The 24,280-nt window shown below is 66.4% G+C and carries 21 protein-coding genes; 10 read left to right on the top strand and 11 right to left on the bottom strand.

From position 1 onward, the window contains the following. The first annotated feature begins 107 nt into the window (after nt 1-107). The 4 genes from IB257_RS00165 to IB257_RS00150 all read left to right on the top strand — a co-directional run bounded on the left by IB257_RS00165 (nt 108) and on the right by IB257_RS00150 (nt 5,125). Nucleotides 108-1,532: an amidase gene (locus IB257_RS00165; protein WP_192354112.1), complete on the top strand. Its 1,425-nt coding sequence runs from the start codon at nt 108-110 to the stop codon at nt 1,530-1,532. Between the two features lie 8 nt (nt 1,533-1,540). Beyond that, nucleotides 1,541-2,806, top strand: coding sequence for an MFS transporter (locus tag IB257_RS00160; protein WP_192491692.1), 1,266 nt, complete (start codon nt 1,541-1,543; stop codon nt 2,804-2,806). 28 nt (nt 2,807-2,834) lie between these two features. Beyond that, a complete protein-coding gene (locus tag IB257_RS00155) occupies nt 2,835-3,644 on the top strand; it encodes an aminoglycoside phosphotransferase family protein (protein ID WP_175163624.1) in 810 nt (269 codons plus the stop codon). Between the two features lie 86 nt (nt 3,645-3,730). After that, nucleotides 3,731-5,125, top strand: a complete 1,395-nt coding sequence (locus IB257_RS00150) for a GntP family permease (protein ID WP_119451800.1) — start codon at nt 3,731-3,733, stop codon at nt 5,123-5,125. Here IB257_RS00150 and IB257_RS00145 read toward each other — a convergent pair. After that, a complete protein-coding gene (locus IB257_RS00145; RefSeq protein ID WP_054459096.1) occupies nt 5,104-6,015 on the bottom strand; it encodes a LysR family transcriptional regulator in 912 nt (303 codons plus the stop codon). The two genes, IB257_RS00150 and IB257_RS00145, sit on opposite strands and share 22 nt — an antisense overlap. 114 nt (nt 6,016-6,129) lie before the next feature. Between IB257_RS00145 and IB257_RS00140 the strand changes: the two genes are divergently transcribed. Beyond that, nucleotides 6,130-6,873, top strand: a complete 744-nt coding sequence (locus tag IB257_RS00140; protein WP_119451801.1) for an SDR family oxidoreductase — start codon at nt 6,130-6,132, stop codon at nt 6,871-6,873. A gap of 346 nt (nt 6,874-7,219) precedes the next feature. After that, the gene (locus IB257_RS00135; RefSeq protein ID WP_054459094.1) at nt 7,220-8,104 is read left to right on the top strand and encodes a crotonase/enoyl-CoA hydratase family protein; all 885 of its coding nucleotides are present in this window, start codon (nt 7,220-7,222) and stop codon (nt 8,102-8,104) included. 24 nt (nt 8,105-8,128) lie between these two features. Here IB257_RS00135 and pdeR read toward each other — a convergent pair whose 3' ends face one another. Both pdeR and IB257_RS00125 read right to left on the bottom strand, forming a co-directional pair. Beyond that, nucleotides 8,129-10,126 (bottom strand): cyclic di-GMP phosphodiesterase, encoded by a 1,998-nt coding sequence (pdeR, locus tag IB257_RS00130; protein ID WP_125471618.1) that lies wholly within the window; start codon nt 10,124-10,126, stop codon nt 8,129-8,131. 287 nt (nt 10,127-10,413) lie between these two features. After that, on the bottom strand, nt 10,414-11,409 hold the full coding sequence (locus tag IB257_RS00125) for a tripartite tricarboxylate transporter substrate binding protein (protein ID WP_192354110.1): 996 nt from the start codon (nt 11,407-11,409) through the stop codon (nt 10,414-10,416). Between the two features lie 219 nt (nt 11,410-11,628). Between IB257_RS00125 and IB257_RS00120 the strand changes: the two genes are divergently transcribed. Further along, entirely contained in the window at nt 11,629-13,404 is a 1,776-nt protein-coding gene (locus tag IB257_RS00120) for an IlvD/Edd family dehydratase (RefSeq protein ID WP_192491691.1), read from the top strand. Between the two features lie 11 nt (nt 13,405-13,415). After that, entirely contained in the window at nt 13,416-14,081 is a 666-nt protein-coding gene (locus IB257_RS00115; protein WP_192491690.1) for a GntR family transcriptional regulator, read from the top strand. A gap of 81 nt (nt 14,082-14,162) precedes the next feature. Here IB257_RS00115 and IB257_RS00110 read toward each other — a convergent pair whose 3' ends face one another. Both IB257_RS00110 and IB257_RS00105 read right to left on the bottom strand, forming a co-directional pair. Beyond that, the gene (locus IB257_RS00110) at nt 14,163-15,509 is read right to left on the bottom strand and encodes a type II toxin-antitoxin system HipA family toxin (protein ID WP_192491689.1); all 1,347 of its coding nucleotides are present in this window, start codon (nt 15,507-15,509) and stop codon (nt 14,163-14,165) included. A 3-nt stretch (nt 15,510-15,512) separates the two neighbouring features. Then, nucleotides 15,513-15,770: a helix-turn-helix transcriptional regulator gene (locus IB257_RS00105; protein ID WP_013393124.1), complete on the bottom strand. Its 258-nt coding sequence runs from the start codon at nt 15,768-15,770 to the stop codon at nt 15,513-15,515. Between the two features lie 295 nt (nt 15,771-16,065). Between IB257_RS00105 and IB257_RS00100 the strand changes: the two genes are divergently transcribed. Together IB257_RS00100 and IB257_RS00095 are read left to right on the top strand one after the other, a co-directional pair. Next, a complete protein-coding gene (locus IB257_RS00100) occupies nt 16,066-16,890 on the top strand; it encodes a class I SAM-dependent methyltransferase (RefSeq protein ID WP_054459075.1) in 825 nt (274 codons plus the stop codon). 301 nt (nt 16,891-17,191) lie between these two features. Further along, entirely contained in the window at nt 17,192-17,989 is a 798-nt protein-coding gene (locus tag IB257_RS00095; protein WP_192491688.1) for a class I SAM-dependent methyltransferase, read from the top strand. Between the two features lie 35 nt (nt 17,990-18,024). Here the strand turns inward: IB257_RS00095 and IB257_RS00090 are convergent, their stop codons facing one another. The 6 genes from IB257_RS00090 to IB257_RS00065 all read right to left on the bottom strand — a co-directional run bounded on the left by IB257_RS00090 (nt 18,025) and on the right by IB257_RS00065 (nt 24,276). Beyond that, the gene (locus tag IB257_RS00090) at nt 18,025-19,683 is read right to left on the bottom strand and encodes a TRAP transporter large permease subunit (RefSeq protein WP_054459071.1); all 1,659 of its coding nucleotides are present in this window, start codon (nt 19,681-19,683) and stop codon (nt 18,025-18,027) included. Between the two features lie 2 nt (nt 19,684-19,685). Further along, a complete protein-coding gene (locus IB257_RS00085) occupies nt 19,686-20,312 on the bottom strand; it encodes a TRAP transporter small permease subunit (RefSeq protein ID WP_054459069.1) in 627 nt (208 codons plus the stop codon). A gap of 74 nt (nt 20,313-20,386) precedes the next feature. Beyond that, nucleotides 20,387-21,163, bottom strand: coding sequence for an ABC transporter permease (locus tag IB257_RS00080; RefSeq protein WP_054459065.1), 777 nt, complete (start codon nt 21,161-21,163; stop codon nt 20,387-20,389). Then, nucleotides 21,160-21,969 (bottom strand): ABC transporter ATP-binding protein, encoded by an 810-nt coding sequence (locus IB257_RS00075; protein WP_054459062.1) that lies wholly within the window; start codon nt 21,967-21,969, stop codon nt 21,160-21,162. The genes IB257_RS00080 and IB257_RS00075 overlap by 4 nt, the downstream gene beginning before the upstream one ends. Further along, on the bottom strand, nt 21,966-22,991 hold the full coding sequence (locus IB257_RS00070) for an ABC transporter substrate-binding protein (RefSeq protein ID WP_192491687.1): 1,026 nt from the start codon (nt 22,989-22,991) through the stop codon (nt 21,966-21,968). The genes IB257_RS00075 and IB257_RS00070 overlap by 4 nt, the downstream gene beginning before the upstream one ends. A gap of 64 nt (nt 22,992-23,055) precedes the next feature. After that, nucleotides 23,056-24,276, bottom strand: a complete 1,221-nt coding sequence (locus IB257_RS00065; RefSeq protein WP_054459058.1) for a 2Fe-2S iron-sulfur cluster-binding protein — start codon at nt 24,274-24,276, stop codon at nt 23,056-23,058. Nucleotides 24,277-24,280: the final 4 nt, after the last annotated feature.

Raw genomic sequence — 24,280 nt, 5'->3', positions numbered from 1 at the left:
ATTTAGTTTTTCTAATTCAAATCGAATAGAAATCATGGTTTGTACGCTGGTCCAGCAGACATTAACTTGATCGGATCTGTGACGAATAGAAGATGGATAAAGAATAGATGAACTATACGGAAGATATCAAGGCCGCCGACCTGTACCAACTCGATCTGCTGGCGCTCGCCGCCCTGATCCGGGCGGGCGAGGTCTCGCCCGTGGAGATCACGCGCGCGCAACTGCGGCGCATCGAAGCGCTGGACGGCGACCTGCGCAGCTACGCCCATGTGACCGCGGCCTCTGCGCTGCAGGAAGCCCAGGCCGCCGAAATCGAAATACGCCAGGGGCGCTACCGCGGCCCCCTGCATGGCGTCCCCCTCGCGCTGAAGGACCTGTTCCGGCGCAAGGGCGTGCCGACGGCTGCCGGCGCCGCGCTCCACCGGGGCGTGCCCGCCGACCATGACGCCACGGTAGCCAGCCGCCTGCGCGACGCGGGCGCCGTGCTGCTGGGGCAGCTGCAAATGACCGAAGGCGCGTACTCCGACCATCACCCCGACGTCGCGCCGCCGCGCAACCCCTGGCACGCGGATTACTGGATCGGCATCTCATCCAGCGGATCGGCGGCGGCGACGGCCGCGGGCTTGTGCTTCGGCGCGACAGCCTCGGACACCGGCGGTTCCATCCGCTGGCCTTGCGCGGCCGCGGGGCTGACCGGCATCAAGCCGACCTGGGGCCGTGTCAGCCGCCACGGCATGTTCGAACTGGCGGCCTCGCTGGATCACGCCGGCGTCATCGCGCGCAGCGCGGCCGACGCCGCGGCGCTGCTGGAAGCGATTGCCGGACCCGACGCGAAGGATCCGACCGCGTTGCAAGCGCCCGTGCCGCGCTACGCCTTGGAGGCCGCCGTTCCCGCTGCCGGCCTGCGGATCGGCGTGGATATGAACTGGAACCACCGCAACGTCGATGCGCAGACCCAACGCATGATGGAATCGGCAATGCAGGCCTTCGAACAGCTGGGCGCAACCCTGGTGCCGCTGCAGTTCCCCATCGAAGACGCGGCGCAGGCCGTGCGCGACTGGGCGCCGCTCTGCGCGGTCGAAGCGGCGGTGGCTCACGCCAGCACCTATCCATCCCGCAAGGCGGAGTACGGACCGGTGCTGGCCGGCGTGATCGAAGCGGGACGCTCGCTATCCGGCCTCGACTACCAGCGCATCCTGTTGCGTCGCATGGCCATGCGAGGCAAGGTCGACGCCTTGTTCGGCCGCGTCGATGCGCTGCTGACGCCAGTGCAGCCCATGGCGCCGCTCACGCTCGAAGCCATCAGCGTCCTGGGACTACAGCCCGGGCTGGTCGAAGCGCTGCAACGCTATACCTGCGTGTTCGACATGACCGGGCATCCCTGCCTGACGCTGCCCGCCGGGCAGTGCGAAGCCGGCATGCCCATGGGCCTGCAACTGGTGGCGGCCCATCTGGGCGAGCCCGTGCTGTTCCGCTTGGGCGCCGCTTTCCAGGCGGCGACAAGCTGGCATCTGCGCCGGCCGGCACTGTGAGGCCGAAGATGAACACGCATGCGCGGCACGGCGCCAGCCGGATCTTCCACGGCTGGCGGGTGGTGGCCGCGGCCTTCGCCATCACCTTGCTCGGCTTTGGCAGCGCCTATTCCTTCAGCGCCTTCGTCGACGCCTTGCAACGCGACTTTTCCGCCACGCGCGGCGCGGTGTCGCTGGTGTTCTCGCTGGCGGGCTTTCTCTACTTCGGTTTCGGCGTGGTCAGCGGTCCGCTGGCGGACCGCTACGGCTCGCGTCGCATGGCCTGGATAGGCATGCTGCTGGTGGCGTTGGGCCTGGCGCTTGCCAGCGCCGCGCAGAGCATGATGCAGATCTACCTGGCCTACGGCCTGGGCGTCGGGTTGGGCGTGGGCTGCGCCTATGTACCGGTGGTGGGCGCGGTGCAGCGTTGGTTCCTGCGCCGCCGCGGGCTGGCCTCGGGGCTGGCCATCAGCGGCATCGGCGTGGGCACGTTGCTGGTGCCGCCGCTGGCGTCGGCGCTGATCGAACTGTGGGGCTGGCGCGCCGCGTATCTGGCGCTGGCCGCGGCGGTGGCTGTCCTGGGCTGCGCCGCGGCGCGCTGGGTTGAAAATTCGCCGCAAGACCGCGGACTGCAACCCGACGGCGACGCAGCCTCCACAGTCCGCGCAGCGCCGGCCTCCCCGCCCGCCGGCGTGCCGGTGCTCACCGCCATCCGCAGCAGGGTCTTCCTGCTGCTGTACCTGGCAGCCATGGCCGGCGCCTTCGGCGTCTTCGTGCCTTTCGTGCATCTCATCCCGTACGCCTTGGATCATGGGATCGCGCCGGGGCTGGCCGTGCTGCTGCTGGGCTTGGTCGGCGTGGGCAGCACGGCCGGCCGATTCCTGCTGGGCACGCTGGCCGACCGCCTGGGCCGGCGCGCCTCGCTCGCCACGATGTATGGCGGCATGGCGGCGTCGCTGGCGCTATGGGGCGCTTGCGGCCAGTTCTGGACGCTGGCTTTGTTCGCCCTGGTGTTCGGCGCGTTCTACGGCGGCTGGGTGGCGCTGATGCCGGCGGTGGTCATGGATTACTTCGGCGGCCGCCACGTCAGCGGCATCATCGGCGCGCTCTACACCAGCGTGGCGTTCGGAACGCTGATCGGTCCGGTGGCGGCGGGCCATGCGTACGACCTCAGCGGCTCCTATCTGCTGCCCATCGTCGCCAGTGCGGCGGGCAACGCTTTGGCGGCGGCGATCACGGCACTGCTGCCGCGGCAAGGCGCGACGCAGGCCGCGCCGCGCCCAGCTCTACTATAGGGGTCCATCCAGGCACTTCCGGCGCCCCATGTTCGACACCTACCTTTCCCGCTGGCAACTCACTCCCGACGGCGCTCCCGTCATCACGCACGCCGCCCAGTTGCTGCCCGTGCGCCATCGCGGCCTGCCCGCCATGCTCAAGGTCTCGCACGAGGAAGACGAAAAGCAAGGCGGCGTGCTGATGCGCTGGTGGGACGGCCAGGGCGCGGCGCGCGTGCTGGCTCACGACGACGCAGCCATCCTGCTGGAGCGGGCCACCGGCACGCGCTCGCTGGCGGACTACGCCCGCAACGGGCGCGACGACGAGGCCACCCGCATCATCTGCAGCGTGCTGCGGGACCTGCATGCCCCACGTGCCCAGCCGCTGCCCGCGCTGCGTCCGCTGGAAGAATGGTTCGAGGAACTGTGGCCCATGGCGCAGGCGCAAGGCGGCATCCTGGCGCACAGCGCGCGCCACGCCCGCGCCCTGCTCGACAGTCCGCGCGACCTGACGGTGCTGCACGGCGACGTACACCACGACAACATCCTGGACTTCGGCGAACGCGGCTGGCTGGTCATCGACCCCAAGCGCCTGCATGGCGAGCGCGCCTTCGACTACGCCAACATCTTCTGCAACCCGGACCTGGCAGATCCCGTTCCGCCCGTCGCCATCGTGCCTGGGCGCTTCGAGCGGCGGCTGGAGCTCATCGTTGCTCAGTCGGGCCTGGAGCGCCGCAGGCTGCTGCAATGGATCCTGGCCTGGTGCGGACTCTCCGCCGCCTGGTTCATGGGCGGCGGCGAAGACGCCGCGATCGACCTGGACATCGCCCGCCAGGCGCACGCGCTGCTGGAACGCTGAATCGCCGCCGCTGTAAACAAGGCATTCGGCTCGATGCGGTAAGGTGTAGCCCCACACCCCTTATCTCTTCATTCCCGGAGTACCGAATGACCGGATTGTTCATCGTGGTGGCGGCGCTGGCGTTCCTGATGCTGGCGGCGTATCGAGGCTACAGCGTGATCCTGTGCGCGCCCATCGCGGCCATGGGCGCGGTGCTGCTGACCGACCCGTCGGCGCTGGCGCCCGTGTTCTCGGGCATCTTCATGGAGCGCATGGCGGGCTTCGCCAAGCTCTACTTCCCCGTGTTTTTGCTGGGCGCCGTGTTCGGCAAGCTGATCGAGCTGTCGGGCTTCTCGCGCGCCATCGTGCAGGCAGTGCTGCGCCTGATCGGCGCCGAACGCGCCATCATGGCCATCGTGCTGGTCTGCGCGGTGCTGACCTACGGCGGCGTGTCGCTATTCGTGGTGGTGTTCGCGGTGTATCCGTTCGCGGCCGAGATGTTCCGCCAGGGCGGCATCCCGAAACGGCTGATGCCGGGCGCGATCGCGCTGGGCGCGTTCACGTTCACCATGACCGCGCTGCCCGGCACGCCGCAGATCCAGAACATCATCCCCACCACTTTCTTCGAAACCACCACCTGGGCCGCGCCGTGGCTGGGCCTGATCGGCGCCTGCTTCACGCTGACCGCCGGCATCGCCTACCTGGAGTGGCGGCGCAAGCGCGCGGCAGCCGCGGGCGAGACCTACGGCACCGACCTGCGCAACGAACCGGTCACGCCGCCCAATGAACGCGAGCACCATCCGCTGATCGCGCTGCTGCCGCTGGTGGTGGTGGGCGTCGCCAACTACCTGCTGACGCGCTGGATACCGGGCTGGTATCCGGCCGGCTCCGAAGTCGCGCTGCCGGGCCTGCCCAAGCCCATGCCCGTCAACGCCGAGGACCAGGTGGCGCTGTGGGCGGTGATGGGCGCGCTGATCGCGGGCATCGTCACCATCCTGCTGTTCTCGTTCCGCGGCATCAAGGCGCATTTCGCCGAAGGCAGCAAGAGCGCGGTGTCGGGCGCGTTGCTGGCCTCGATGAACACCGCAGCGGAATACGGCTTTGGCGGCGTCATCGCCGCCCTGCCCGGCTTCCTGCTGGTGGCCGACGCGCTCAAGGCCATTCCCGACCCGTTGGTGGGCGAGGCGGTGGCCGTGACCTCGCTGGCCGGCATCACGGGTTCCGCCTCGGGCGGCATGAGCATCGCGTTGGCGGCCATGGCGCAGACCTTCATCGACAGCGCCCACGCGGCGGGCATCCCGATGGAAGTGCTGCACCGGATCGCCGCCATGGCCAGCGGCGGCATGGACACGCTGCCGCACAACGGCGCGGTGATCACGTTGCTGGCGGTCACGGGCCTGACGCACCGGCAGTCCTACGGCGACATCTTCGCCATCACGCTGATATCGACCACTTCGGTCTTCCTGGCGATCGCGGTGTACTACCTGACCGGCATCGTCTGAGCCAGGCCGGCTGCGATGACCTCCGCCAGCCATTGCGTGAAGACGCGCACCCGCGCCGACACCTGGCGGTTCTGCGGATACAGCACCGACACAGGCATGGGCGCGGGCGGCGCGCCGGGCAGCACGATCTTCAACTCGCCCGCCGCCAGCTCGCGCTCGACGCGGTAGCGCGGCACCTGCACCAATCCCAGGCCGGCCAGCGCCGCACCGGTGTAGAGCTCCGCGCCAGTCACGCTGACCACGGCCCTGGGGCGTACCTGCACGTTCTTGCCGTCGACCATGAAATCGAGCGGCAGGCTGCGCCCAGTGGCGCTGGACAGGTAGTCCACCGCCCGATGGCCTTCCAGATCTTCCAGCCGCCGCGGCTCGCCGTGGCGCGCCAGATAGGCGGGGCTGGCCACCGTGACCTGCGGCATCAGCGCGATCTGGCGCCCCACCAGCGAGGAATCCTGCAGCGTGCCGGTGCGCAGCACGCAGTCCACGCCTTCGCGCACCAGGTCCACCAGCCGGTCGTCCTCGCCCAGTTGCAGCACGATGTCGGGATAGCGTTCCAGAAAGGCCGGCAGGCCGGGCATGACGAAGAACCTGGCCAGCGTGCCCTGCGCATTGACGCGCAACAGGCCCTTGGGCGAGGTGTCCAGGAAGGCGCCGTCGGCCTCTTCCAGATCCGCCAGGAGCCGCACGCAGCGCTGGTAGTGGGCCTCGCCATCATGGGTCAGCCGCACCTGGCGCGTGGTGCGTTCAAGCAGCCGCGCCCCGAGGCGCGCTTCCATCCGCTTGACCAGATTGGTGACCGTGGGCCGCGGAATCTGCAGGTCCTCTGCCGCCTTGGAAAAGCTACGCCTTTCGGCGATGCGCACGAACACCTGCATTTCCTGGAACCGGTCCATTGTCACTCGCCCATTATTAATGCAGATGAAATTATGTTAGCGAATATAGAGTAATTATCTTTTTTCTGGAATAGTTCAAGATACGCCTCACCCCCATCCAACCGGAGATACGACATGAACACCCAGGCCACGCAACGCATCGCGCTCGTCACCGGCGGATCGCGCGGCATAGGCGCCGCCATCGTCCGCCGCCTGGCGCGCGACGGCCACGCCGTCGCCATCAACTACGCCTCCAGCGCCGCCGAGGCCGAGGCGCTTGCCGACGAAATCCGCGCCGCGGGCGGCCGCGCCCTGGCAGTGCGCGCCGACGTGTCCCGGGCGGACCAGGTGCGCGCCATGTTCGACCAGGTGGAAGCGGGACTGGGCCGCATCGACGTCCTGGTCAACAGCGCCGGCATCCTGAAGATGGTGCCGCTGGCCGAGACCAGCGACGAGCTCTACGAGCAGACCTTCGGCATCAACACCCGCGGCACCTTCAACACGCTGCGCGAAGCTGCCACGCGCTTGGCCGACGGAGGCAGCATCGTCAACGTGTCCAGCACCACCATCGCGCTCAACCTGCCGAACTACTCCGTCTACATCGCCAGCAAGGCGGCGGTGGAAAGCCTGACCCAAGTGTTCGCCAAGGAATTGCGCGGCCGCCGCATCACCGTCAACGCGGTGGCGCCCGGCCCCGTCGCCACCGACCTCTTCCTGAACGGCAAGAGTCCCGAGCTGATCGAGCACTACGCCAAGATGCCCCCGCTGGAACGCCTGGGCCAGCCCGATGACATCGCCAACGTGGTGTCGTTCCTGGCAGGCCCCGAGGCAGGCTGGGTCAACGGGCAGATCCTGCGCGCCAACGGCGGCGTCGCCTGATCCGCCGCATTCCGAAGCGGTACAACGCAAGTCCGCGCGCGGCCATTCGGCCGCGCCATCCCTCATCCCTACGCATGAGCGCGCCGCTTTCGGCGCGTGCGCGGCGCATCGCCCCGACAGCCGCGAATTTGCGTGTATCCCTCATCCGTTTTACCCATGCCCCCATCGCCTGATGGGTTGAGCGGCTGCGCCCGCTCGCCGCGTTTCTCCATTGATCACTCGGGCCTTTGACTTACGGACAAGTCTGGCCAGCTGGACGAGGTTTGCATGAGACGAGAGCCGGAAGGTCTGTATTAGGCTGATCCCGTAGTACTCCGACTCACCTTGATCAATTGGACGAAAGTAAATGAATCAACTCATTCATCCGGATTGCCACCCCTTCACCGCCGCAGGCAACCTGAAGCAGCTCTCGGCGTTCTACGAGGAGGGACGTCGGGTCATGTGGATGATGCTGCGCGCTCAACCGCGTCCGTGCTTCAACCATGAATTGATCGACGAGATCATGACCCTGGCGCGCGCCGCCAAAGACTCCGGCCTGCCCATCGATTTCTGGGTCACCGGCTCGCTCGTTCCTCAGATCTACAACGTGGGCGGCGATCTGAATTTCTTCGCGGAAGCCATACGCACCGGCAAGCGCGAAGCGCTGCGGGCGTACGCCCGGGCTTGCGTGGATTGCGTGCATGCCGCCACCCGCGGCTTCGACACCGGCGCGATCTCGCTGGCGATGATCGAAGGCACCGCCCTGGGCGGCGGCTTCGAGGCCGCGTTGGCCCACCACTTCGTGCTGGCGCAGAACACCGCCCGCATGGGCTTTCCTGAAATGGCGTTCAACCTCTTCCCTGGCATGGGCGGCTACTCGCTGGTGGCACGGCGTTCGGGCATGAAGCTGGCCGAAGAGCTGATCGGCACGGGCGAATCCCATACCGCCGAATGGTTCCATGGCCGCGGCCTGGTCGACGTGCTGTTCGAGCCGGGCGACGCCTACAAGGCCACGCGCACCTTCATCGACGTGATGCGGCCCAAGCTCAACGGCATGCGCGCCATGCTGCGCGCGCGCCAGCGCGTGCTGAGCCTGTCGCGCTCGGAGCTGATGGACATCACGGAAGATTGGGTCGAAGCCGCGTTCTCGATCGACCCGAAGGACCGCGCCTACATGGAACGCCTGGTGATGGCGCAGAACCGCCGCAGTTCTTCCAGCGCGGAGTCCGCGCTGGAAGCCACCATGCATTGATGCGGTAAGGCGCTGCCGGCTGCGTCAGGCAATGAGATGCAGCCGGCGGCGCTGAGCCAGCCAGGCGGTGAACTCCGCCGCCGGCATGGGCTTGGCGTACAGGTAGCCCTGTTTGGCGTCCACGCCCAGGGTGTCGACGAACACGGCCTCTTCGGTCGTTTCCACGCCCTCGGCGATCACCTTCAACTCCAGCGTGCGCGCCACCGCGACGATGGCGCGCGCCAGCGCCTGCGACACGGGGTTCTCGTTGACGCCGCGCACGAAGCTGGCGTCCAGCTTGATCGCGTCCAGCGGAATGCGGGCAAGCTGCGACAGCGAGGAATAGCCGGTGCCGAAGTCGTCCAGATGGACTCGCGCGCCAAGTTGGCGGAACTGCTTGATCAGTTCGATGGCGGCGCCTTCGTCGTCGATCAGGCAGCTTTCGGTCAGTTCGATGTCCAGCAGGCAGGGATCCAGGCTGGCGTCGTTGATGGCGCGCATGAAGTCGCTGACCACGCCCTTGTCGTTCAACTGCCGCGGCGACACGTTGATGGCAACGCGGATATTCAGGCCGTCGCGCTTCCAGGCCGCGGCCTGCCGGGCCGCTTCGCGCATGACCCACACGCCCAGCGGCGAGATCAGGCCCGACTCCTCGGCGTACGGAATGAAGACGGCGGGGCCGACCATGCCGCGCTCCGGCGAGCGCCAGCGCACCAGGGCTTCGACCCCGTCGACCTCGCCGTTGCGGCCGGCCAGCTTGGGCTGGTAGTACAGCATCAGATGGTCTTCGGCCAGCGCCTTGCGCAGGTTGGTGTCCAGCCAGACGTAGTCCGCGTTGCGGCGGTCCATCTCGGGTTGGAATACGCGGTAGGTATGGCGTCCCGCTTCCTTGGCCACATACATGGCGATGTCGGCGCTGCGCACCACGCTGTCCAGGTCGGCGCCGTGGTCGGGATACATGGCGATGCCGATGGAGCAGCTGGTGTAGACCTCGATCAGCCCCTGACGGAAAGGCTCGCGCAGCCGTTCGATGATGCGCTGGGCGGTCGCCTCCAGTTCCCAGGTCTGCGCGGCCTCGTGCAGCACGATGAATTCGTCGCCGCCCAACCGCGCCAGCGTCTGGCCTTCTGCCAGGCAGGACGAGATCGCGACCGCCACCGACTTGAGCAGACGGTCGCCGAAGCCGTGGCCGTAGTGGTCGTTGATGCGCTTGAAATTGTCCAGGTCCAGGAACAGCACGCCGCCGCGCCCATCCTGGCCCGCCGCCAGCGCCGCCTTCAGCCGCGTGGTGATCGCGTGGCGGTTGGGCAGGTTGGTCAGCATGTCGGTGTTGGCCAGCACCCGCAGGCGCTCCTGCGCCTGGCGTTCCTCGGTGATGTCGGTGCCCGAGCAGATCAGGTAGACGCGCTTTTCGCCGCTGCCGCTGGTGACGAACTTGTTGCGGAACAGGAAAAGGCGCGGCCCCTTGACCGTATTGATGAGGCGCTCGGCCTCGTAGGATTGTCCGCGCTTGTAGAACTCGGCGATATTGCGGCGCGAGGCGATCGCCTCTTCGCGCGTCATGAACATCTCGAACACGCTGCGGCCGATGATGTCCTGCTCGCGCTTGCCGGTGTATTCCTCGCTGAGCTTGTTGAAGCGCTGCACCCGGCCGTTCTGGTCGACGATGACGATGACCGAGTTGGCCTCGGACACCACCGTCTCGGCGAAGGACAGGCCTTCGACCAGATCCTTGGCCACGGATTCAGTATCGGAATGGGCGGACGCGGTGCCGGCCCATTCGTTGGGATTGATCTTGCGGCCCACCAGGTGGAGCCTGAGCATGTCGCCATACAACGAGATGTCGATGCGCACACTGGACGTGATGCCCGTCAGGCTGCGTATCGTCTCGGCTTGTTCCGGGCGCAACGCCATCGCGATATTGGCTGCGCCCTTGACTGCGGCAAGTTCGAACGCGTCGCTATCGGCGGACAGACGCCAATACGGACTGTGCGTTCCGAAATGCGTGTACAGAATCGACTTTTCGTCCTGGTCGTCTGTCATTGTTATCCCCCTTCTGCCGTCCTGGGAAGGCCCGCAAACTACATTACGGCCTAGTCTATTCGGGGTCAACCACTGTATACAATCTCGCGAGAGCTTTATTGCGGTTTATTGCGTCCCCTTTGGCGGTTCATAGCGCAAAAGTTTGCATCCACCCTTTTTTCAGTGCGTATTCCCCAGTTTGCGCGCAAGCCTTGTTGCGTCTTTCGTGAGCGCATGCACAAACAAAATCGCCGGAGGTTCCAGGCGGAACTTCCGGCGTGTGACGTATAGCCACAACTTTAGGGGTATTAATCCCCCTTCACACCCGCTTCGTCGATGACTTTGGTCCAACGCGCCAACTCGGCCGACACGCGGGCGCCGGCGTCGGCCGGCGTGGTCCAGGTGGCGATGGCACCCTGGTTCAGCAGCGAGGCCTGGACCTCAGGCTTGGCCAGGATCTTCTTCAGTTCGCCATTCAAACGCTCGATCACCGGCGCCGGGGTATTGGCCGGCGCCACGATGCCGAACATCGAACTGACCTCGAAATCCTTCAGGCCGGCTTCGGCCGCGGTCGGCACGTCCGGCAGCGCGTCCACGCGCGCAGCCGAGGTCACCGCCAGCGCGCGCAGCTTGCCGGCCTTGATGCTGCCCTGCGCCGCGGGCACGGTCTCGATCATGCTGAGCACCTGCCCGCCCATCAGGTCGGTCATGGCCGGGCCGCTGCCCTTGTAGGGCACGTGCAGCACGTCCACACCCGCGGTGCGCTTGAACATTTCGGCGGCCAGATGCTGCGGCGAACCATTGCCGGCAGAACCCATGGTGATGTAGCCGGGCTTGGACTTGGCCAGCGCGATGAACTCGGCCAGCGTTTTCGCCTGCACCGACGGATTCACCACGAACACCAGCGGCACCGTGCCTACGATGGACACCGGCGCGAAGCTCTTCTCCACGTCATAGGTGACGCGGCCGCGGTACAGGGCGGCGTTGATGGAATGGCTGGTCAGCGCGCCCATCAGCAGTGTGTAGCCATCGGGCTGCGCCTTCGCAACCTGGTCGGCGCCGATGTTGCCGGCGGCGCCCGCGCGGTTCTCCACGATCACCGACTGGCCCAGCGCGCCGGTCAGCTCCTGCGCCAGCACGCGGCCGATGACGTCGGTCGCGCCCCCGGGCGGGTACGGCACGATCATGCGGATGGGCTTGTCGGGGTAGGCGTCGGCGGCCAGGGCGGGAGCGGACACGCCGGCGCACAAGGCCAGCAGGGAAAACAACACGGCGCGGCGCGGCCGCAGACGCAGGTCTGACATGTAGGTCTCCTGCCGGGATGGGTATAGGAATGAAACGGACGCCCGGCTCGTCAACCGCGCCAGTGTAGGTTCGACAACTTGATTGAAGAATCAGAATTTTTCTATCGACTGATCCATATGAAGGATCAATTGAAAGACGCCGACAAATCGCTTGCAGCCGTTTTCAAAGGCTGGCTATGATGCCGTCGTCGGATTATCAATAATATTATCGAGATCAAAATGAAGGACGAAACCAAGAACAACGCAGCTGCGCCCGGCCCTTTCAGCAGTGACGGCGCCAGCGCGCACGGCGTGGCCCGCGGGCTCACCAACTATGGCGACACCGGCTTTTCGCTGTTCCTGCGCAAGGCCTTCATCAAGGGCGCGGGTTTGACCGACGACGCCTTGTCGCGCCCCATCATCGGCATCGTCAATACGGGCAGCAGCTATAACCCCTGCCACGGCAACGCGCCGCAACTGATCGAAGCGGTCAAGCGCGGTGTCATGCTGGCCGGCGGCCTGCCCATGGACTTCCCCACCATTTCGGTGCACGAGAGCTTCTCCCAGCCCACCAGCATGTACCTGCGCAACCTCATGTCCATGGACACCGAGGAAATGATCCGCGCCCAGCCCATGGACGCGGTGGTGCTGATCGGCGGCTGCGACAAGACCGTGCCGGCCCAGCTGATGGGCGCGGCGTCCGCCGGCGTGCCCGCCATCCAGCTGGTCACGGGATCCATGCTGACCGGCTCGCACCGCGGCGAGCGCGTGGGCGCCTGCACCGACTGCCGCCGCTACTGGGGCCGCTACCGCGCCGAAGAGATCGACGCGGCCGAGATCTCGGACGTGAACAACCAGCTGGTCGCCAGCGTGGGCACCTGTTCCGTGATGGGCACGGCCAGCACCATGGCCTGCATCACCGAAGCCCTGGGCATGATGGTGGCCGGCGGCGCGTCGGCCCCGGCCGTCACCGCCGACCGCGTGCGCGTCGCCGAGAAGACCGGCGCCACGGCGGTCGCCATGGCCGCCTCGCGCCTGACGCCCGACCGCATCCTTACCGGCAAATCCATCGAGAACGCCCTGCGCGTGCTGCTGGCCATCGGCGGCTCCACCAACGGCATCGTGCACCTGACGGCGATCGCCGGCCGCCTGGGCATAGACATCGACCTGGCCGGCCTGGACCGCATCAGCCGCGAAACGCCCGTGCTGGTCGACCTGAAGCCCTCCGGCCAGCACTACATGGAAGACTTCCACCACGCCGGCGGCATGCCGGCCCTGTTGCGCGAGCTGCGCCCCTACCTGCACCTGGACGCGCTGACCGTGTCGGGCCGCACGCTGGGCGAGGAACTCGACGACGCCCCGCCCGCCTTCGCGCAGGACGTGATCCGCACCGCGGCCTCGCCCATCTACCCGGTGGGCGGCCTGGCCGTGCTGCGCGGCAATCTGGCGCCGGGCGGCGCCATCATCAAGCAATCCGCCGCCAATCCCAAGCTGATGGAGCACGAGGGCCGCGCCGTCGTGTTCGAGGACGCCGAGGACATGGCGCGGCGCATCGACGACGAGGCGCTGGATGTCACCGCCGAAGACATCCTGGTGCTCAAGCGCATCGGGCCGACCGGCGCGCCCGGCATGCCCGAAGCCGGCTACATGCCCATCCCCAGGAAGCTGGCGCGCGCCGGCGTGAAGGACATGGTGCGCATCTCCGATGGCCGCATGAGCGGCACCGCCGCCGGTACCATCGTGCTGCACGTCACGCCCGAAGCCGCCATCGGCGGCCCGTTGGCCTACGTGCAGAACGGCGACCGCATCCGCCTGTCGGTGGCCAACCGCGAGATCGCGCTGCTGGTGGACGACGCCGAACTGGCGCGCCGCGCCGCGGCCCAGCCCATCGTCCGCCCCGTCGCCGAACGCGGCTACCGCAAGCTGTTCCTGCAGACCGTGACCCAGGCCGACCAGGGCGTCGACTTCGACTTCCTGCGCGCCGCCGTCACGCGCGACACCGTGCCGAAAAAGTAGGCGGCAAGCCCATGGACGCCATCGCACCCGACTCCATGCCGATGCAGGCCGCGGTCGCCATCCTGGAAGAAGACATTGTCTTCGGCCGGCTGCACCCGCGCCAGCGCCTGACCGAAGATGAACTCATGGCGCGCTTTTCGCTCAAGCGCCATGTGGTGCGCCAGGTCCTGGCCGACCTCGAGGCGCTGGGCGTAGTGGAAAAAAAGCGCAACATCGGCGCGGTCGTGCGCGCATACGCGGTGCGCGAAGTCATGGAGCTGTATGCGCTGCGCCAAATGCTGGAAGTGCATGCCGCCAGCCAGATCCCGCTGCCCGTGCCGCAGGCGCGGCTGGCGGCGCTGGTGGCCGTGCAGCGCGAACACGATGCGGCGGTAGCCGATGGCGACGCGCGCCGCGTGTTCCGCAGCAACCAGCGCTTTCATCGCGAGTTCTTCGGTTTGCTGGACAACGCGGTGCTGGGCCAGGCCATCGAGGAATATGCCCGCCGCACCCACCCCATCCGCTTCGGTTCGCTGGCCGCCGCCGGCTACCGCGAACGCGCCCGCCAGGAACACTGGGCCATGATCCACGCACTGCGGGATGGCGACCGGGAGGGGTTGATGGCGCTGTGCCGGGAGCATCTGCTGCCGTCGCGGGACGCTTATCTGGCGGCGGAACAGGCGCGGCTGGGGGGATAGGCGGCCGCAACCGCCATTCTTGTCCATCGCACGGGAGACCTCGACTTCCGTGCATGGACATGACGCCGCTCCCCTCGTTCGTCATGTCCGCTTTCGGGCGGGCCGAGCGATCATTTCAGAACGTCCTATAGCCGCATTGGCAGATGCTGGAACATCTGGCGCCCCGAGCCCGGCATTCTCTATGGCAGCTTCAAGTCCGCGATACTTCCTTTCCAGTTGAACGCTCCGAAGCGAGCACATGCCCTCATTCCAAGCATGCACCATCTGTCTGGCGATCCATTTCCACCGCGGTTCATTCCTGGCCGCTTCTATGATCTCCTTGCCGACCTCCACAGCAGACTCACAGAGCTGTTCGACCATGTCCTGGTAGTCCCTGGGCGAGATATCCAGCCGAGCGGTGCAAAATCGCGAGAGCGCTTTGCCCGGCGACCAGGTCTTCCGGCCAGCCACGGCCAAGCCGGGCGCGCTGCTGAATTGCGGATACGCCTGGGTCGTCACCACGTCATACACCGGCGTGTAGCGCACATCCCCAAGGGTTGAGTAGTACACGGCAATGTTCTTGGCGTGGCAATCGGAGTTTCGCACGACGTAGTTTGCAAGCGTCTGCCAAGCAAACAGCAAGTTCTGCTGGCGTCTGATGGCAGACGGAATATATGCCCTGGTCGCGCTCAGCGCCCGTTCTGTCGACGGACTGTATTTTTCGTGCGGCGGCAGGCCGAGCAGATTGCAGGCGTCTTCCACCCCATAGGCAGGACGTCCTTCGGCGTCCACATCGAAGCGATCCACCACCAGGATCCGCCCATCCGCGGACATCTGTGTTTGAACCACCGGCACAACGTTCAGGCGTGCGAGCACCTTCAATGTGTAGTGCTCGTTGAAACCCAGGAAGTCGGTAGCCTTATCCGAACCTTTGATGATGTGTTGGGCAGTGCGCAACGTCGTCTTGCCTGTGTCCTTCCCCGCGCCCAACCGTTCTTCTGGTGCAAGAAATTTTGGCACCACGCCTGATACCGCACTACGCGCGTAACGGCGCACCAGCTCTTCAAAAAGGGCAGCGGATTTCTCGGCGGTAAGCAACTCTTCAATGTTCAACGGACTGAAGTCGACACCCGGCGCAGCACCTTCCACCGTCACCGCCACCCGGCCGATACCGGCTGCCCCGACCACGGCCAACAGTGAAAGATCAGTCCCATCCAGAAGAGGGCCGAACAGTTCGCGGATCACGCCGAGCAGATAGCCTTCGGGCAGGTTCTGGCGAAAGAACGGATGCAGATCCCGTGGCCAACGCCACGCTTCTTGACGTACCGGCATCGCCAGACTAACGAAACTGCTGTCCGGAGTGTCCGGCTCATATTGAAGAACATACTCGTCGGCCTCGCGATAGAGCTTGGCGACCTGCTGCCCGAGAACGTACACGTCCAGCCGCATAGCTCACTCTCCGCGTCGCTGTTCAGCAAGTATGTCTTCAACGGTTCGGCCATGGCCGCGCTTTACGAATTTGAGGTCATAACCCGCGGCATCCAGTAAACGAACCAGCGCGGACACACTCATGTCCCCTCGCGCCACCGTTTCCATGCGCGTAACCGTCGTACGAGCAACGCCAGCGCGAGAGGCCAGTTCGTCTTGGGAAAGGCGATTCTGCTTACGGACGTTCTTCAGCATTTCCGCCACATCACCTAAAGTCGTCATTTGTAGCCCCTGGGCATCAAAATAAGAACATTCTATCCATTTTGTAGCCCAAAAGGCACAAAATGGATCGCACTAGACTATATGCGCCAGCCAATTATTCCGCCCCAAAGGCTACAAAATCAGGCTGACTCCCGGAATATGAGGCCCAGGGGCCACAAGGATGTGAGCCTCTCGCATCATTCCTCTCTTCGCCATACCTACTCGCACTGCCTAAAATGGAATTCCCGTCCGACACCGGACGAGGGCAAGTTCAATCTGAAGACCGCCCCGCGCGGCCGCTTTGGAGTCGAACATCATGAACACTGCTCCTAGTGATCGTGTTTTCTCCGGATCCATCCCGCAGTTCTACCAGCGGTACATGGTTCCTCTCGTCTTCCAGCCCTATGCCGCAGACATCGCCGCGCGAACGGCGGCGCTGCATCCTGCGGCCGTGCTGGAGATCGCCGCAGGCACAGGCGTAGTGACGCGCCAACTCGCGGAGCAGTTGCCCGCCGGCGCGGCCATCGTCGCCACCGATCTGAACCCGGCCATGCTGGAACAAGCCCAGACGCTGGGCGCAAGCCGCGCCATCACCTGGCGCCAGGCCGACGCCCTTCAGCTACCCTTTGAGGACCAGGCCTTCGATACCGTGGTGTGCCAGTTCGGCTACATGTTCCTGCCGGACAAGGCTGCGGCCTACGCCGAAGCGCGCCGGGTCTTGCGGCCGGGCGGCGCCTTCCTGTTCAACGTCTGGGACCGCATCGAGGACAACGCGTTTGCCGATACGGTGGAACAGGCCCTGGCGCGGCTGTTCCCCGGTGATCCTCCCAGGTTCATGAGCCGGATTCCGCATGGTTATTACGACGCGGCCGTCATCAGAGCCGACCTGGCCCGCGCCGGATTCACCGGCCGCCAGACGCTGGAAACCATTGCATTCGAAAGCCGCGCCGACACGCCGCAGACGGCTGCAATCGCCTATTGCCAGGGCACGCCGCTGCGCAACGAGATCGAGGCCCGCGGCGCGGACATGCTGGGGCAGGCGGTCCATGCCGCGACCGATGCGCTGCGTGCGCGCTACGGCGCGGGGCCCATCGCAGGAAAGATCCAGGCGCATGTGATCACGGCGCCGCGCGGCGCATAGCTGCGCGACGGCCGCGCGATGAACCGGCGGCGGGCGGCCGTTTGTCCCGCCGCGCCGTCCCGGTTAAGCTTGCAACCTTCTCCCCTTCCACCGGAGCACTCAGAGTGAACAAGTAAATGCCGGGATGCCCACGCATCTTGCCCCCCTCGCTGCCTGGCGCGCGAGCCGCATTGCTTGTTCGATTCTGATGTCTTGCAGGACCTGGCCCCTATCGGCGCGCCGCGTCCTGCTCCCTTCAGGCACAGGCTCGCGGATCGCGTGTCCATCGGCAGTTTTCCCCTTTTGACAGAAGGAAAACGCAATGCCTGCGACTGACACCATCGATATCTATGAACACAACCGCGCCGCCTGGGACCGCCAGGCCGCGCAGCAATGCGCCTGGTCGCAACCGGTCGGCCCCGAAACGATCGACGCCGCGCGCCGCGGAGACTGGCAGGTGCACATCACGCCGCGCGCCCTGCCCGCGGATTGGCTGCCGGCGATGTATCCGGTTCCGCGCATCCTGTGCCTGGCCTCCGCCGGCGGCCAACAGGCGCCCGTGCTGGCCGCGGCCGGCGCGGACGTGACCGTGTTCGACGCTTCGCCGCTGCAACTGGCCCAGGACGACATGGTCGCACGCCGCGACAGCCTGGCGCTCGCAACCGTGCAGGGAGACATGCGGGATCTCTCGGCGTTCGCCGACGCGTCCTTCGACTGCATCGTGCATCCGATCTCCAACCTGTACGTGCCCGACGTGCGGCCTGTTTGGCGGGAGTGCTTCAGGGTGCTGAAGCATGGCGGCAGGCTGCTCAGCAGCTTCTACAACCCGGTCGTGTTCGTCGGCGACCGCGCGCCGGAACTGGCCGAGCAGGGCCTGATCCGGCCGCGCTTCCGGCTGCCCTACTCGGACCTGCGCGACCTGAGCGCATCGGAACTGGCGGAAAAGCAGGGCCGGGGCGACGCGCTGGTGTTCGGGCACAGCCTGGACGAACAGATCGGCGGCCAGCTGGAAGCCGGATTCCTGCTGAAGGGGTTTTATGAAGATGAACAGCCCCAGCCGCGCTTCCTGATCGACCGCTTCCTGCCGACGTTCCTGGCCACATACGCAGTCAAGCCCTAAAGATCAAGGGGCGTCCCCTGGACGCCCCTGCCACCTCACTTGAACGGATTGGCGTCCGCGCCGTAGGCGCTGCCCCCGTAGCCGCTGCCCCCGACCTCCAGCGAGACCGAACTCGGGTCGACCACCGCAGCCGTCCCCTTGTAGTGCATCACCATGCCCGGGAAGGCCATCACCGCGGCCACCATCAGCAGCTGGATCACGATGAACGGCACCGAGCCCCAGTAGATCTGCCCCGTCGTGACCGGCTCGATCATCTTGCCCGTGACCCGGTCCTTGTAGCGGTCCCGTGGCGCCACCGACCGCAGGTAGAACAGCGCGAATCCGAACGGCGGATGCATGAACGAGGTCTGCATGTTGACGGCCAGGATCACGCCGAACCAGATCAGGTCGATGCCCAGCTTGTCGGCCACCGGCCCCAGCAGCGGCACGATAATGAACGCCAGTTCGAAGAAGTCCAGGAAGAATGCCAGCACGAAGGTCAGGATGCTGACCACGATCAGGAAGCCCCACTGTCCGCCCGGCAGGCCGGTCAGCAGATGCTCGACCCACAGGTCGCCGTTGACGGCGCGGAAGGTCAGGCCGAACACGGTGGAACCCACCAGGATGAACACGACGAAGCAAGACAGCTTGGTGGTCGTGTCCATGGCCTGCTTGAGCAGGTCCAGCGACAGGCGGCGGCGCGCCACCGCCATCAGGATGGCGCCCACCGCGCCCATGGCGCCGCCTTCGGTCGGCGTGGCCACGCCGATGAAGATGGTGCCCAGCACCAGGAAGATCAGCGCCAGCGGCGGGATCATCACGAAGGTCACGCGCTCGGCCAGGGCCGACAACAGGCCCAGGCCCAGCGCCTTGTTCACCAGCGCGATGACGAAGGCGGTCGCGCCCCAGAACAGCAGCGCCACCACGATGCGCTCGTCCATCGGCGCGGTGTGGTTCTCGACCCAGCGGCCCAGAAAGTATGCCGACACGGCGGAAATCGTCATCAGTACCAGCAGCGAACGTCCGCCGCGGCCACCATTCGGCTCCTGGAAGCGGCGAGCCTCTTCCGGCAGCGCGGGCGCCGAATCCGGCTTCAGCAGGCTCATGATGACGACATAGACGATGTACAGGCCGGCCAGGATGAAGCCCGGCACCATGGCGGCGCGGTAGATGTCGCCGATGGAACGTCCAAGCTGGTCCGCCAGGATGATGAGCACGAGCGAAGGCGGAATGATCTGCGACAAGGTGCCGGACGCGGCGATCACGCCGCTGGCCAGCTTGCGGTCATAGCCGTTGCGCAACATGATCGGCAGCGATATCAAGCCCATGGAAATGACCGACGCCGACACCACGCCCGTGGTCGCGGCCAGCATCGCGCCCACGAACACCACCGCGATGGCCAGGCCGCCGCGGATCGAGCCGAACAGCTGGCCTATGGTCTCCAACAGGTCCTCGGCCATGCCGGATCGCTCCAGTACCAGGCCCATCAGCGTGAAGAACGGCACCGCCAGCAGCGTGTCGTTGGAAATGATGCCGAACACGCGCTGCGGCAGCGCCTGGAACAGCGAGGAGTTGAGCAGGCCCAGCTCCATGCCGACCAGGCCGAACAGGATGCCGTTGGCCGCCAGCGCGAACGCCACCGGAAAGCCCAACAGTAGAAAGATGATCAGCGTCGCGAACATGATCGGCGCCAGATTGGCAATGAGAAACTCCATGATCAGCGACCCTTGTTGTTCAGTTCGTTCTGCGCGGCCGCCTCGCGCGCCTGCGCTTCGCGGGCGATTTCCTCGGCCAGTTCTTCTTCCGCGCTCTTGGCTCCCTCGCGTTCGCGCGGGTCGCGGCAACGTCCCATCAGGAAGCCCACGCACTTGATCAGATGCGACAGCCCGGCCAGCACCAGCAGCGCGAAGCCCACCGGAATCAGCAGCTTCACCGGCCAGCGGATCAGTCCGCCCGAATTGGAGGAATATTCGTTGCTGAGGTACGAATCCATGAACACCGGCCAGGACAGGTACATGATCAGCAGGCAGGCCGGCATCAGGAAGAACAGCACGCCGAAGATCTCGATCCCGATCTGCGCGCGGCGCGACAGCCGCGACGCAATGATGTCCACCCTGACGTGGTCGTTTTTCAGCAGGGTGTAGCCTGCGGTCAGCAGGAACATGGCGCCGAACATGTACCACTGCAGCTCCAGCCAGGCGTTGGAGCTGTCGTGGAATATCTTGCGCATGATGGCGTTGCCGGCGCTGACCAGCACAACCAGCAGCGTGACCCAGGACACGGCCCGGCCCATGCGTAGATTGATCGCGTCTATGCCACGCGACAAGGCGAGTAGTGCTTGCATCTGTTTTCCCCAGAATCGTTTCTAATCACGCACCTGCCCCACATTCAGCCCGTGGTGCCCCGGGCTAGAACCTGTCAATCGTCTTCGCGGTGGTGGCGCAGCCAGGGCGTCAGGCGCCGTTCCAGCCACACCAGCAAGGCAAACAGCAGCATGCCCATCAGGGCCAGCACGAAGATCGCGGCGAACACCCGCACCGTGTCGAAGGTGCCCTGGGCACTCATGATCACGTAGCCCAAACCGCGCTGCGAGGACACGAACTCGCCCACGATGGCGCCCACCAGCGCCAGCGAAATCGAGACCTTCATGCCCGCCAGGATCGAAGGCAACGCGCTGGGCAGCCGCACCTTGAAGAAGAAATCGCGCCGCGAACCCTTCAGCACGCGCCCCAGGTCCAGCACGTCCTGCGGCACCGAGCGCAGGCCATGGACGGTGTCCACGATCATCGCGAACACGGCGATCAGGAAGGCGATGGCGATCTTGGGTTCCGCGCCCGTGCCCATCCAGATCACGAACAGCGGCGCGATGGCGACCTTGGGCACGCTGTTCAGCGCCACGATCAGGGGATAGATGAAGCGTTCGAACCAGCGCGACCCCACCAGCATGACGGCAATCGCCACCCCGGCCACCACTGCCAGCGCAAAGCCCGCCAGCGTGGTCATCAGTGTGTAGGCGGCGTGGCCGGCATACCAGCTCCATTCCGCGGCCAGCTCCAGCGCCACCTGGCCGGGCAGCGGCAGCATGATGGCGCGTACATGGAAGATCCGCGCGGCGGCTTCCCACAGCAGCAGGAAGACCAGCACCGACACCAATCCGGCCATGCGCCGGCCCGCCCCTTTCAAGAGCGCGCTCATTGGACGGACTCCAGTCCGGACGCGGCGCGCGCGCCCTCATCTATCAGGCCCATGCTCTGGAACATGCCGCGGATGTGCCGCACGTATTCGCCGAATTGCGGCGTCTCGCGCAACGCCAGCGGCCGGGGCCGCGGCAGGTCGATTTCTATGGTTTCGAGGATCCGGCCCGGGCGCGGCGAGAACACCATCACCACGTCGCCCAGGAATACCGCCTCGGCGATGCCGTGCGTCACGAACAACACCGTGTTGCGCGTTTCCATCCAGATCCGCTGCAGCTCGACGTTCATCTGGTCGCGCGTCAGCGCGTCCAGCGCGCCGAACGGTTCGTCCATGAGCAGCAGCTTCGGATCGTCCACCAGCGCCCGGCAGATGGCGGCGCGCTGCCGCATGCCGCCGGACAGTTCGCGCGGATAGCTTTCGGCAAACTTTTCCAGCCCGGTCAGGGCCAGCAGCGCGCGCACCTTGTCGGCATAGGCGGCCACCGGCTTGTGCGCAAACTCCACCGGCAGCAGGATGTTGCGGCGCACGTTGCGCCACTCCAGCAGCGCGTCGCGCTGGAACACCATGCCCATGCCGTCCGGCGGCCCCTGCACGGGCACGCCCTCCACCCGCAGCTCGCCGCTGGAAACGGTCTCCAGCCCGGCCACGCAACGCAGAAAGGTGCTCTTGCCGCAGCCGCTGGGTCCCAGGATGCTGACGAAGCGGCCGCGCGGCACGTCGACCGACACCGACGCCAGCGCTTCCACCCCCGCCGCGCCGGGGTAGCGCTTGCGCACGTCCGTTGCGGACACGGCCCACTGCGTCATGGTTGCACCAGGCAGTCGTAGCGTTCCGGATGCACCAGGTCGGGCGCATAGAACGTGGCGGGCTGCGCGCTGGCGCTGATCAGGCCGACCGTCGACAAGGTGGCGACGGCCTGCGTCCAGTCCTGCGGCACGATGGCGCCCAGCCGCGCGCCCGCCGCCGGCTGGCCGAAATACGGCTGCAAGGCGTCGATCTGCCCGCGCAGCACCTTCTTGTCCAACCGGGCCTGCGGCCGCTGCGCCAGGATGGCGGCGACCGCCTCGTCCTGGTGACCGGCGTAGATGTACTCCCAGGCCCGCGCGCTGACGCTCGCAAAGCGCGCGATGGCGTCGCGCCGCTGCGCCAGCTTGGACTCATTGGCGAACAGGCCGAAACTGGGCATGTTCAGGCCGAAATCGGCGAAGCGCACCTCGCTGGACGGGCGATTCTGCGACACCACGGGCAGGAAGAACGGAATGGTGGAGAATGCCGCGTCGGCCCGCCCCACGGCATAGGTCGACGCCTTGCTGGCGGCGTCCACGTTGATCAGTTCCAGGTCGCTCTTCTTGAGCTTGCCCGCGGCCAGGAAGGCATCGATGAACGGCGCTTCCAAGGAGCCCGCCGTATAGGCCACCTTCTTGCCCTTGAGCTGCGCCGGGCCGGTGATGCCGGCATCGGACGGCACCAGCAGCCCGATGTCGCTCTGCCTGGCGAACACAGCCACGGCCTTGACCGGCATGCCTTTCTCGCGGGCGATCATGGCCGAGGCCAGGGCGGCATGCCCCAGATCGAAGCTGTCGCCGGCGCCAACGATCTGCACCGTCGTCACGGATCCATTGCCGTCCTCCAGCGTCACGTCCAGGCCGGCCTGCTTGTACCAGCCCTTCTGCTGCGCCAGATGGAATGCGCCGTGCACGCCCCAGGGCGTCCAGTCCAGCCGCACCTTCAAAGGCTCCAAAGCCTGGGACCAGGCGGGCGCGCTGAGCGCGACAGCAGCCAGGCCCAACAACGCGTTGCGCCAGTTTCTTGCGAATACCGCGAGCATGATTTTCCCCGTTATGTGCCGACACAGCGCGGCCGCGCCCCGCGGCCGCTGGTACCCCGCGTGTTCAGCCGCCGCGGCCGAACCACCGCTTGATGCGCGCCCACAGCACGCTGAAGAACATGGCCGTGGGATTGAAGCTGGCCTGGACCGGCGCCTCACCCGCGGCAGCGGGTCGACGCAGTCTGGCCGTGACGTTGTTGCCGAAGTCCGCGATCATGCGGCGCACGAAGTCCTGCACCAGGCCCGAACGCGAAAACTGCGCCAGCGGCCCCTGCAGCGAATACAGCAGGTTCACGTGGACCTGCGTCTCGTTGGCCGACAGCGCCTCCAGGCGATACGTGATGTCGCCGTTGGCGCGCGACTGGCTGAGCGAGTCCTGCCCCGCGCCGCGAAACACCGCCTGCATGGCCGCGTCGTCGCGTTCCAGGCGGGCCGCGCCATTGAAGGCGGCGGACATGGGGCCGAACTTGATCGCGATCTTGCCCTTGACCCGGTCGCCTTCGTGTTCCTCGATCGACGCGCCCGGCAGGCAGCTGGCCAGGGCTGGCAGGTCCACCATGAAGGCCCAGACGTCAGCAGCCGGGAAAGGCACCTTGAAGCCGCCGTCGATCTGGCTGCCACGGCCCTCTTTCTTGCCTTCCTTCTTACCGGCCGGGGCGGCAGCCGGAGCCGGCGCCGCAGCGGCGCTTGCGGCCGGCTGGCTGGCCGCCGCAGGCGTGAACCCCGCGAACGCCACCGGCTTTTCCGCTGCTGGCGCGGCGCCCCGGCCCTGCGCCTGAGCGGCGCGCAGCGCCTCTACCGCGGGATCGGGCTGTTCCCTGAGTTCGGCCAGCACCGACATGACGGCGGCGACGATGCCCATGTATCCGGTGCAGCGGCACAGATTGCCGGACAGCTCCACACGCACCCGGCCTTCGTCCGCATCCGGCAGGCGCAGCACGATATCGCGCGAGGTCGCCAGCATGCCCGGGGTGCAATAACCGCATTGCAGGGCGTGGTGTTTGGTAAAGGCGGCGCGCAGCCGCTGCATCACCGGATCGGCGTCATAGCCTTCGATGGTGGTCACCTGCCGGCCTTCGCAGGCCACCGCGAACGAGATACAGGAGCGCACCGGTGCGCCATCCACCAGCACCGTGCAGGCGCCGCAGACGCCGTGCTCGCAGCCAAGATGGGTGCCGGTCAGGCGTGCCTGATCCCGCAGGAAATCCCCCAGATGCATGCGCGCGGGCGCCTCGTGCGATACGCGCTTGCCGTTTACTTCCAATGTCACCTGAACCATGCTCATTCCT

The sequence above is a fragment of the Achromobacter sp. ACM03 genome (assembly GCF_014851665.1).
Lineage (GTDB): Bacteria > Pseudomonadota > Gammaproteobacteria > Burkholderiales > Burkholderiaceae_B > Achromobacter > Achromobacter aegrifaciens.
Note: the sequence above shows the minus strand (reverse complement) of the source record. Positions and strands in the feature narration are given on the sequence as shown.